The organism is Streptomyces sp. NPDC020362 (genome assembly GCF_040642095.1).
In the GTDB taxonomy this organism is placed as follows: domain Bacteria; phylum Actinomycetota; class Actinomycetes; order Streptomycetales; family Streptomycetaceae; genus Streptomyces.
This window is the reverse complement of the sequence record NZ_JBFAET010000029.1, coordinates 59,031-70,095: the sequence shown is the minus strand read 5'-3', so window position 1 is coordinate 70,095 and position 11,065 is coordinate 59,031. Positions and strand designations below refer to the sequence as shown.

9 protein-coding genes are annotated in these 11,065 nt (G+C 71.7%); 3 read left to right on the top strand and 6 right to left on the bottom strand.

The annotated features are described in order from the left end of the window. Positions 1-95: 95 nt before the first annotated feature. Positions 96-623, bottom strand: a complete 528-nt coding sequence (locus AB0H32_RS14445; protein ID WP_361119296.1) for a GNAT family N-acetyltransferase — start codon at positions 621-623, stop codon at positions 96-98. Positions 624-688: 65 nt separating this feature from the next. Further along, the gene (locus tag AB0H32_RS14440) at positions 689-2,122 is read right to left on the bottom strand and encodes an APC family permease (RefSeq protein ID WP_361119294.1); all 1,434 of its coding nucleotides are present in this window, start codon (positions 2,120-2,122) and stop codon (positions 689-691) included. Positions 2,123-2,258: 136 nt separating this feature from the next. Between AB0H32_RS14440 and AB0H32_RS14435 the strand changes: the two genes are divergently transcribed. Further along, positions 2,259-3,443, top strand: a complete 1,185-nt coding sequence (locus AB0H32_RS14435; RefSeq protein ID WP_361119298.1) for an ROK family transcriptional regulator — start codon at positions 2,259-2,261, stop codon at positions 3,441-3,443. Between the two features lie 116 nt (positions 3,444-3,559). Next, complete coding sequence (locus AB0H32_RS14430; RefSeq protein WP_361119292.1) at positions 3,560-6,286, top strand: exo-beta-D-glucosaminidase; 2,727 nt, start codon at positions 3,560-3,562, stop codon at positions 6,284-6,286. A gap of 40 nt (positions 6,287-6,326) precedes the next feature. Here the strand turns inward: AB0H32_RS14430 and AB0H32_RS14425 are convergent, their stop codons facing one another. Beyond that, positions 6,327-7,781: a hydrolase gene (locus AB0H32_RS14425; RefSeq protein WP_361119290.1), complete on the bottom strand. Its 1,455-nt coding sequence runs from the start codon at positions 7,779-7,781 to the stop codon at positions 6,327-6,329. Between the two features lie 218 nt (positions 7,782-7,999). Between AB0H32_RS14425 and AB0H32_RS14420 the strand changes: the two genes are divergently transcribed. After that, the gene (locus AB0H32_RS14420; RefSeq protein ID WP_361119288.1) at positions 8,000-8,263 is read left to right on the top strand and encodes a GlsB/YeaQ/YmgE family stress response membrane protein; all 264 of its coding nucleotides are present in this window, start codon (positions 8,000-8,002) and stop codon (positions 8,261-8,263) included. Positions 8,264-8,270: 7 nt separating this feature from the next. Here AB0H32_RS14420 and AB0H32_RS14415 read toward each other — a convergent pair whose 3' ends face one another. The 3 genes from AB0H32_RS14415 to AB0H32_RS14405 all read right to left on the bottom strand — a co-directional run bounded on the left by AB0H32_RS14415 (position 8,271) and on the right by AB0H32_RS14405 (position 11,016). Continuing rightward, entirely contained in the window at positions 8,271-9,047 is a 777-nt protein-coding gene (locus tag AB0H32_RS14415) for a GNAT family N-acetyltransferase (protein ID WP_361119286.1), read from the bottom strand. A 238-nt stretch (positions 9,048-9,285) separates the two neighbouring features. Further along, positions 9,286-10,140, bottom strand: coding sequence for a GNAT family N-acetyltransferase (locus AB0H32_RS14410; protein ID WP_361119284.1), 855 nt, complete (start codon positions 10,138-10,140; stop codon positions 9,286-9,288). Between the two features lie 222 nt (positions 10,141-10,362). Continuing rightward, positions 10,363-11,016, bottom strand: a complete 654-nt coding sequence (locus tag AB0H32_RS14405; protein WP_361119282.1) for a chaplin — start codon at positions 11,014-11,016, stop codon at positions 10,363-10,365. Positions 11,017-11,065: the final 49 nt, after the last annotated feature.

Here is an 11,065-nt window from a genome sequence, read left to right as displayed (position 1 = left end):
GCCGCCCGGCCCGGACGTGCTGGCCACCGTCGAGTTCCTCGGCGAGCACGGCATTCCCGCCCTGCCCGGCTGGCGCTACCAGGGCCCGGCGGACGTCAGGCCCTCACGGCCCTCTCCTGCACCGCGAACGAGATCCACACATCCGGGGACAGCTCCGGCCGGTCGGGCACCGGCCGGAGCTCGCGCGTCCAGGCATCTCCGGCCAACTCCCGCGCCACCCTCGGCCAGAACCGCACGGCGGCCGGGTTGTCGTGCTGGAACGCGATCTCCCAGGGGCCGGGATGCCGGAGCAGCACCTCCCGCACGGCCCGCAGGCCGACTCCCTGCCGACGCGCGCCACGGACGACGAAGAAGCTGTTGAGCACCCGCACCGGGCCGTCGAGGCCGCGCACGAACGCAAAGCCGACCGGGCGTTCACCGCAGGTCATCAGGTACGGAGCCCAGCCGGGCCCGGTGAAGGCGGACACGAGCCTGTCACTGGTGAAGGAGCCGTCGGGCGCGGGCAGGGTGCCCCGGAACTCGGACAGGTCGTGGCGGAACATCGGCCACAACCGTTCCACGGTGGGCCGGTCCTCGGGGGTCGCGGGACGGACGATCAGGTCCGTCGGAAGATTTTCGCTCATATACGAAGCCTCCCCGGCGGACTTCGGGGTCCGGACCGGGGAGGCCTGTACAACTGGCCCTGATCCTAGCTCATTTCAAGGGCCTGGTACTCCTCTGCGATCTCCTTCTCACCGAACGGCCACACCTTCTCCAGCCGTGCCCAGACCCAGAAGGCGGCGCAGCCGAGGGCGACCCAGGCCAGGGACCATTCGATGGGGTGGCGGCCCGGGGAGTTCTTGTCGGCGTACCCGTAGATCACGCACCAGCCGGCGAGGGCGACGATGCTGGGCAGCGGATAGAGCCACATGCGGTACGGCCGGCGCAGTTGCGGCTGCCGCCTGCGCAGGACCGTGAGCGCCAGGATCTGGGCGAGCGCCTGGACGATCACCATCACCGTGGTGAGCAGCTGGATCAGGGTGGCGAGGTCGGTGTGCCGGCCGATGAGGAAGCCGACCGCCGTGATGACGCCCATGGTCGCCAGGCCCAGCGTCGGGAAACGGTGCCTGGGGTGCAGTTTCTCGTAGGGACGGAAGAAGACCCGGTCGCGGGCGGCGTCGTAGGGGACGCGGGAGCCGCCGAGCAGGCCGGTGAAGACCGAGGCGAAGGCCGTGATCAGGATGAGCACGGTGACCGTGTCGGCGGCGCCCTTGCCCCAGGTCTTCTCCAGCACGGCGGAGGCCACGGAGGTGGAGGCGATGTCGTTCGGGTCGGTCATGCGGTGCCAGTCGACGACGCCGAGGGTGCCGATCTGGAGCAGCAGGTAGATCGCCATGATGCCGAGGATCGAGAGGAGGATGGAGCGCGGCAGGGTCCGGCCGGGGTCCTTGATCTCGGCGCCCATGTAGGCAGTGGTGTTGTAGCCGAGATAGTCGTAGATGCCGATGGTCAGGCCCGCGGCGAAGCCGAGCCAGAAGTGGCTGCCGGTCAGGTCGAAGGCCTGGGCGGGGTAGGTGAACGCCAGGTGGGGGCTGAAGTCGGTGGCCGCGGCGACGATCACCAGGAGGACCGAGGCGATCATCACCGCCCACATCACGGCGGTGATGCGCGCGATGTGCTCGATGCCGCGCCACAGCAGGAGCACGACCAGGGCGATGACGCCGAGGCCGATCAGGTCGCCCGGGGTCCGGCCGAGGCCGGGGGCGAGGTAGCCGAGGTACTGGACGAAACCGACCACGCCGGTGGACATGATCAGCGGGATGAAGAGCATCGCCGTCCACACGAACAGGAACGGCATGAGACGGCCGGTGCGGTACTGGAAGGCCTGGCGGAGATAGACGTAACTGCCGCCGGATCCGGGCATGGCGGCGCCCAGCTCGGCCCACACCAGCCCGTCGCAGAGGGCCAGCACGGCCCCCGCGACGAATCCGATGACCGCCTGGGGGCCGCCGAACGCGGCGACCATCAGCGGGATCGTCACGAACGGACCGATCCCGCACATCTGGCTCATGTTGATGGCCGTGGCCTGGAACAGGCCGACACGGCGGACGAAACCACCCGTGGGTGGCGGACTACCGGACATGGAGGACTCCTGACGCGACGGGCGCATGTTCCGCGTTCGAGGTGGCTGTTCACCCGGCCGGGCTGACTGGGCGATAAAGTTAAGGAGCCTTACTAGATGCGTCAAGTATCCACCGGGGATGGATGAGAATGGTGTGATGGTCGCCCGTGACGTCGCAGCGCAGCAGGATCAGCCCTGGAACCGCCGACGCCTGCGCAGCACCAACGAGCGGCTGCTCCTGGACCGGCTGCGCGGCCTCGGCTCCGCCTCGCGCGCCCAACTGGCCCGCGAGACGGGCCTGTCGAAGCCCACGGTGTCCAGCGCGCTGGCCTCGCTGGAGGCGGCCGGACTGGTCCACGAGGTCGGCACCCAGGCTCCCGAACGCGGGCGCACCGCCGTGCTGTACGCCCCGGACCCGGCCGCCGGTCACGCCCTCGGGGTGGACATCGGACGCGGCTGGCTGCGCGTGGCGGTCGTCGACCTGGACGGGACGGTGGTCGCGCGCGCCGACGTACGCAACCGCGCCCGCACCTCCGCCGCGCTCGCCGATCTGGTCGTGGGCACGGCCCGCCAGGTGATCGGCAACTCGGGCGTGGACCCGGCCGAGGTGGTGCACGGGGTGGTGGGCACTCCGGGGGTCTACGACGAGAAGCAGCGGCGGGTGCGGTACGCGATGCACCTGCCGGGATGGGGCCGCGCAGGACTCTTCGACCGGATGCACGAGGAGCTGGGCGTCCCGCTGGAGGTGCACAACGACGCCAATCTGGCCGCGCTGGGCGAGTACACGTACGGCGTCGGCGCAGGCAGCCGGCTGTTCGCGTACATCCTCATCGGCACCGGCCTCGGCATGGGGGTCGTGAGCGAGGGGCGGCTGTTCACGGGGGCGCACGGGCTGGCCGGGGAGATCGGGTTCCTGCCCTTCCCGGGGCGGCAGAAGCCCGAGCGGCTGGAGGACGCGGTGTCGGGGGTGGCCGTGGTGGAGGCCGCCCGGCGGTTCGGGATGAGCGGGCAGCTCACGGCGAAGGCCGTGTTCGACGCGGCCCGGCTGGGCAATCCGGCCGCGGTGCAGGCGGTGGAGCTGGAGGGCGAGCGGATCGCGCACACCGTGGCGGCCGCGGCCGCGGTGCTCGACCCGGACCTCGTCGTACTGGGGGGCGGGGTGGGCCACAGCGTGGACCTGCTGCTGAGGCCGGTCGGCGAGCAGCTGCGCGCACTGACCCCGCTGCGCCCGCGGATAGCCCCGAGCCGGCTCGGCGAGGACGCGGTGCTGCTGGGCGCGGTGGCAACGGCGCTGGGCACGGCGCGTGACCTGGTGTTCGAGCGCAGGGCGGAAGCGGGCTGACCGTTCGCGCCCGACCGGCGGGATCCGGCGGCCACGGTCGTTGACACGTCCTTCGGCGCCCCTTACCTTGAGCCAGGTTAGTAAAGTTTCCTAACTTTACGAGGCTGGAGACCACCGTGTTCCCTCGCCCCGCCTCCGGACGCCGGATCGTCACGGCCGCCGCCCTCCTGAGCCTGCTCGGTACGCTCTCCACCAGCGCCTGGGCCGGGTCCCGGGACCGGCACCCGGCGCCGCACGCACGGGCCGCGGTCACCCGCGTCCCGTCCGCCGCGGGATCAACGACCCCGCTCGACGGGTACGCGATCCAGTCCACGGCGAAGGTGACCGACTCCGCCGCGGACGTCTCCTCCCCCGGCTATCCGGCGACCGGCTGGTACCCGGCGGGCCCCCGCTCCACGGTCCTGGCCGCCCTCCTGGCCGACGGCCGCTACCCCGATCCGTTCCACTCCACCGACCAGCAGAAGATCCCGAAGGCGGACTTCGAGGTCCCCTGGTGGTACCGCTCCGACTTCACCGTCGCGGACACCTCCCGCCGCACCCTGCTGGACTTCGGCGGTGTCGTCTCGGCGGCCGACGTCTACGTCAACGGCCGGCAGGCGGCGAAGGCCGCGGACGTCACCGGCGCCTACACCCGTCACGAGCTGGACATCACGCCGCTGGTGAAGTCCGGCACCAACACCGTCGCCTTCCGTATCCAGCCCAACGACCCCAACAAGAACCTGACCATGGGCTGGATCGACTGGCTCCAGCCGCCGCCCGACCGGAACATGGGCATCGTCCGCGACGTCCTGGTCCGCCGGGGCGGCCCGGTGGCGCTGCGGGACGCGCACGTGGTGACGAAGCTGGCGGTGCCGTCGCTCGCCACCGCCGACCTGACCGTCAGGGCACAGGCCCGCAACGACAGCGGATCGCCGGTCACGGCGGAGATCACCGGCAGCGTGGCCGGGACGAGCTTCAGCACGTCCGTGCCGCTCGCCGCGCACGAGACGAAGACCGTCACCCTCTCCCCCGCCGACGTCCCCGGCCTGCACCTCGCCTCCCCGAAGGTGTGGTGGCCGGCCGGCATGGGCGGGCAGCCGCTGTACGACCTCGACCTCGCCGCGTCCGTGTCCGGCACGGTCTCGGACACCGCCCACGAGAGCTTCGGCATCCGCGACGTGCAGGCGCCTCTGAACTCCGACGGCGCCCGCCAGTACCGGATCAACGGCCGCCCACTGCTGATCAAGGGCGGTGGCTGGTCCCCGGACGAGTTCCTGCGCTGGGACCCCGGCTATGTGGCGGACCGGCTGAAGTACGCGCTCGACCTCGGGCTGAACACCATCCGGCTGGAGGGCCACATCGAGCCGGACGAGTTCTTCGACCTCGCCGACCGCTACGGCGTGCTCACGCTGCCCGGCTGGGAGTGCTGCGACAAGTGGGAGGGCCAGGTCAACGGGGACGGCGAGTCCGGCGACAAGTGGACCGCCGCCGACTACCCGGTCGCCAAGGCGTCGATGGCCGCCGAGGCCGCCCGGCTGCGCGACCACCCCAGCGTGATCTCCTTCCTCATCGGCAGCGACTTCGCACCCGACGCGACGATCGAGAAGAACTACCTGGACGCCCTGAAGGCCGCCGACTGGCCCACCCCCGTGGTCTCCGCGGCCTCCGACAAGTCCTCGCCCCAGCTGGGCCGTTCGGGCATGAAGATGACCGGGCCCTACGACTGGATCCCGCCGAACTACTGGTACGCCAAGCGCGAGGGCGGGGCCACCGGCTTCAACTCCGAGACCAGCGCGGGCCCCGACATCCCGACCCTGGACACCCTGCGCCGGATGATGACGCCCGCCGAACTGGACACCCTCTGGAAGAACCCGGAGGCCAAGCAGTACCACCGCTCACCCTCGCCCGTCTTCGGCACCCTCAAGATCTACGACAACGCCCTCACCGGCCGCTACGGCGCCCCGACCGGCCTCGCCGACTACGTGCGCAAGGCGCAGCTGGCCCAGTACGAGAACGTCCGCGCCCAGTACGAGGCGTACGGGCGCAACGCCACGGACGCCGACAAGCCCGCCACCGGGGTGATCTACTGGATGTTCAACAGCGGCTGGACCTCCCTGCACTGGCAGCTGGCGGACCGCTATCTGGACCAGGGCGGCGCCTACTTCGGCGTCAAGAAGGCGAACGAGCCGCTGCACATCCAGTACTCCTACGACGACCGCTCGGTCGTCGTCGTGAACAACCGGCACGCCGGCGCGGGCGGACTCACCGCGCGGGCCACGCTGTTCAACGCCGACGGCACACAGAAGTACGACAAGACAGTCACCGGGGTGACGGTGAACGGGGACGGCGCACACGGCACCGCGCTCACCCTGCCGTCGTCGGTGACCGGGCTGTCGAGCACGTACCTGCTCCGGCTGACCCTGACCGATGCGGACGGCAAGGAGGTGAGCCGGAACGTGTACTGGCTCTCCACGAAGGCCGACACGCTCGACTGGGCGAAGACCGACTGGTACTACACGCCGACGACCGCCTACGCCGATCTCAAGGGGCTCTCCTCGATGGCGCAGGTGCCGGTGTCGGCGACGGCCTCGACCGCGTCGTCCGGCGACCTGTCGACCACCTCGGTGACCGTGCGCACCACGGGCGCCGGCCGGACGCCGTCCCTGTTCACGGACGTCCACCTGGTCGACGCGCAGGGCAAACCGGTGCTGCCGGTGCGGTGGTCGGACAACGAGGTCGGTCTGTGGCCGGGCGAGTCGGTGACGCTGACCGCCACCTACCGGACCGCCGATCTGCACGGCTCGGCGCCGCGTGTGCGGGTCTCGGGCTGGAACACGCCGGAGCAGACGGTCCCGGCCTCCTGAGACCGGCGGGGGTGGGCCGGGCGGCCCACCCCCGCACGGTTCAGGCGACGTTGAGCGCGGTGTCGTCGACGACGAACGACGTCTGGAGGGTGGAGCCCTCGGTACCGGTGAACTTGATCGTGACCGTCTGGCCCGCGTAGCTCGCGAGGTTGAAGCTGCGCTGGGTGTAGCCGCTCGCCGCGTTCAGGTTCGAGTAGGTCGCGAGGGTCGACAGCACCGTTCCGCTGCTGTCGAGGACCTGGGCCTTCAGGGTGTCGTAGGCCGTCGATGTGGTCGTCTCGGCGGTGTCGACATGGAGATAGAAGCTCAGGTTGGCACTCGTGCACCCGGCGGGGACGGTCACCGTCTGCGCGAGGGTGTCGGTGTGGGCGGAGCCGTAGCCGTTCAGCCAGGCCTTGTAGGAGCCGGTGCGGGCGGCCTCGCCGGTGTCGTTGGTGATCACACCGCTGGAGGCGGTCCAGGAGCCGGCGCCGGACTCGAACCCGGGGTTGGCCAGCAACTGCGCGGCGGTGCAGGTGCCACCACCGCCACCGCCGCCCCCTCCGGTGGTGCCGGAACCGGCCAGCCAGGCCGTGGCGTTGAGGGCGAGGGCCGCGTTGGTGGCGCCGGAGTCGTTCCAGCCGTCGTACAGGGTGTTGCCCGACTGGCCGGTGCCGTCGTCGATGGGCGAGCTGTCGCCCCAGAAGGCGACGCGGCCGTTGCCGAAGGCGGAGGTCAGGAAGAAGGCGCCGGTGTTGCCGGAGTAGCCGCTGCGGTAGACCAGTCCCTTGACGGCGGAGTTGTCGGCGGGCTTGAGGGTGGCGGTGGTGCCGTCGGCGATCAGGCTCTTGGTGACCGTGCCGAAGGAGCCGTGCAGCACCGGGTCACTGCTGTCGCTGATCGCGGCCGGGTAGCCGGATTTGACGTCCAGCGAGTCGATGGAGAAGCCGAACGGGTCGGTCGGGTCGACGCTGTTGTTCGTCATCAGGTCGTTCAGGATCTCGACCGCGTCCTCACCGTCGTTGTTGCGGTCGGCGCCGGTGTGGTCGGAGATCATGAACAGGCCGCCGCCGTTCTTCACGAAGTTCATGATCGCCGTCTTTTCGGCGGTCGTGAACAGCGTGTTCGGCTCGGGCAGGACCAGCGTGTCGAAGTTCGACAGGTCGGTGGCGGACGACCCGCCGTAGCTGAGGCTGGAGCCCGACGGCAGCGTCTTCAGGCTGTAGCTGCCGGTCTTCTGCAGGGCCACGCCCCAGGACGAGAGGGCACCGGTCCAGTCGGTCTCGGCGGACGGGGAGGAGTCCTGGCCGAGCGGGTCGGGCTGGCTGGTGGAGATGATCCAGTCCGCGTTGCCGGCCGTCTCGGCGTGGGCGTTGTCGAACAGGATCCGGTGCGTGGTGGCCGCGTGGGCGGGGGCCGCGCTGGTGCCGACCTGCAGGGCTGCCGAGGTGACGAGCAGTCCGAGACCGGCCAGTGCGGTGGTGAATCTGCGGCGGGATCTCCTGGATCCGAGCATCCGGCGAACCTCCATGAGGGGTGGGGAGAGAGGCGGTGCGGGCGCCAAGTCTGCGCGCGTAGAACCCGCTTGAGGGTTCTACACGCGTCGATTGGTTGAAAGGTACATGGCATTACGGCCGGGTGAACAGAAAGTCCCGGCAATAACCGGGATGGACTGGCTCCGGTGACAGCGGGCACATGCCACAGCAGCGGGGCACGCGGCGAGGAGGGGTGGACATGGAGATTTCAGGCATCGTCAGCGCCATCGTCATCGGGCTCGTCATCGGTGTGCTGGGCCGGCTGGTCGTGCCCGGGCGGCAGCACATCGGCATCCTGCGGACGATCGTCGTCGGGATCGTGGCCGCATTGCTGGGCTCGGCGATCGCCGCCGTATTCGGGGTCGCGGACACCAAGGGGCCCGACTGGATCGAGTGGTTCATCCAGATCGCCCTCGCGGCCGTGGGGATCGCCGCGCTGGACAGGGCGCGGGTCCGCCGGTGAGGGTGCGTCAGCTTCCGTGGAGATACGGGGTCGTGGTGGTGAGGGCGTGGAAGCCGAGGCGTTCCAGGATGGGGCGGCTCATGGGTGAGGCGTCGACCTGGAGGTAGCGGTAGCCGTGGGCGGCGGCGACGCGGGCGCGGTGGGCGACCAGGGCGCGGTAGAGGCCCCGGCCCCGCCAGGCCTCGACGGTGCCGCCGCCCCAGAGTCCGGCGAAGCTCGTGCCGGTCACCAGTTCCATGCGGGCGGCGCTGACGGGCTCGTCACCGGCGAGCGCCACCACGGCGACGACCGTGCCGGGGTCGGCGGCCAGCCGGGCGAGCAGCCGGTGGCGCAGCCGGGTGCCGTCGGTGCCGAAGGCCTTCTCGTGCACGTCCACGACCAGGCCGACACCGGCCGGATCGGTGGCTCGGACGAAGCGGATACCCGCGGGCGGTTCGGCGTCCAGGGCCTGCCCGGCGGCCTCGCCGACCATGAGCGTCTCCTCGGGCTCGGCCCGGAACCCGGCGGCGGCGAGCCGGGCGCCGAGGTCCCCCGGACGGTCATGGCCGTACAGCTTCCACTCGAAGTCACGGCCCAGGCCCGTGAAGTACGCGACCTGTTCGCCGATCGCCCGGCCCGCGGTCTCCGCGTCCAGGGCGGACCACAGGACGCCGTTCCAGCCCTGCGCGTCGGCGACCTGGCGGACGATCGCGCCGCTGCGCTCGATGCGGGCTCCGGGCCCGTCGGGCCGGGCGCCCTCGCGCATGTCCTGGTCGTAGCGGGCGAGCACCGCGGCATGATCCATGGCCCCACTCCAGCATCCGCACCCGGGCCGGGCAACAGGATTAGGGCCTGTGCGGCGGATCGGGTCCTGACCCGTCCGTCGCCGACGGGCAGGCGTCCGCGGAGACCGGGGGGCGGGCGTCCCGGAGACCGGGGGGCGGGCGTCCCGGAGACCGGGGGGCGGGCGTCCCCAGAGGCCGGCTCCGACCGCCGCCGGGCGCCGACTCGGACCGCCCGGCGGCGCCGGCTTCGGACGTCGCTCAGCCGAGTTCCAGCGTGGTGACGCCGAACACCCGCTCCGCGGCGTGGTCGCGGACCCGGCCCGTGTACATGCGGGCCGTCTCGAACGAGGCGCTCAGACCGGCCTCTTCGGCCAGGGCGACACCGGCCGCGTTCGGCTCCGGGACGTCGATCGCCACCTCCTGCCCGGCGGCATCGGCGGTGAGCGCGGCGAAGAGGGCCCGGGCGTCCTCGGCGGTGTCCGCGAAGAGAGGGCCGATGCGCAGGGTGTCGCGGCCGGGGCGGATCACGCCGTAGCCGGTGAGCCGGTCGCCGTCGTGACGGACGAACACGCGGTGGCCGGGGGTGGTCAGCCACTCGGCGAGGAAACGCGGGCGGTCGGCCGGAGTGCAGGCACCGTCGTAGGCGGTGAGCGCGGCAAGGTCGGCGGGCCCGGCGGGGCGGACACCGGCGGGTGCCACGGCCTCGGGGGCCGTGCCGGTGAACCGGGTGGTGCGGTGGGCGAGTTCGAAACCGGAGCGGCGGTAGTTGTCCTGCTGGGCGACGACTCCGTCCAGTCCGACGACGCGGTCTCCGGCGTGGGCCAGGGCGGTCTTCCAGGTGGTGAGGCCGTGGCCGTGGCCGCGGAGATCGGGGCGGACGAGGTAGAAGCCGAGGAAGGCGTAGTCCGAGCCGTAGTTGACGACGGAGATGGCCGATACGGGCTCCCCGTCGATCCGGCCGACGAAGAAGCCTCCGGGGTCCTGGGCGAAGAAGGCCGGACCGTCGGACAGCCCGGGATTCCAGCCCTCCTGGGCCGCCCACTCGCCGACCACCGCCCAGTCGGCGAGGGTGGCCTGCGTGACGACGAGGTCCTGGGGGGCCGGAGAGGTCATCGGTGCGCTCCATTCCATGGGGGTCGGATGTGCCGGACGGCGCGCTGCGCCGACCTCACCCTCAGCATCCTTTCCGATCACACCCTGCCCGCGCCACGCCCGGATCAGACGTTGCGTGCCTCAAACCGCCCGGCTGCGGGCTGTGTTGGACACGCGCAGCAGCGGAACGGCGCTTTCTCGGGCCCCACCGGGCCGGCGTCCGGTGGGGCCCGCCGGGTCGGGTCAGCGGTCCCGGCCGGGGCGGAAGCGGCGGTAGAGGACCGCTCCGGTGAGGAGGAGTGCGGCGCTGCCGGCGACCGCGGGGGCGGTCAGGTCCGCTCCGGTGTGGGCCAGGGCGGCCCCGGCCGGCCGCGGGGCGGGCTGCGGGGTGTGCGGGCCCGGGTGCGACTTGACGGGGGCCGGCGCCTTCGGGGTGGGTGTGGGTGTGGGTGTGGAGCCGTTGGCGGAGTGGTTGCCGACGGCCGCGTTGCCCACGCCGACCACGTTGACGCTGTTGCCGCTGACGTTCACCGGCAGGTGCACCGGCAGCTGGACGCTGTTGCCGGAGAGCACGCCGGGCGAGTCCTGCGTGCCGCCCTTCGCCGAGGCGCCGCCCGAGGCGGCCGACCCGTCCTTGTCGGTGCCGCCGTTCTCGCACGCATTGCCGACGGCGGGGTTGAGCAGCCCCACCACGTCGACGGTGTTTCCGCACACGTTCACCGGTACGTGCACCGGCACCTGGATGGTGTTGCCGGAGAGCACACCGGGCGAGTCGACCGCCGAGCCGTCGGCCGCGGCCCCGTCGGCCGCGAAGGCGGCGCACACCGGCATCGCCACGGCCATCGCGCCGGAGGCGGCGACGACGGCGATCCCACCGTTTCGGGTTGCCCGTCTCATAGGTTTCCCTGCCTTCCAGACATCGTCGCGGGCGCTCACCCGCGACGGA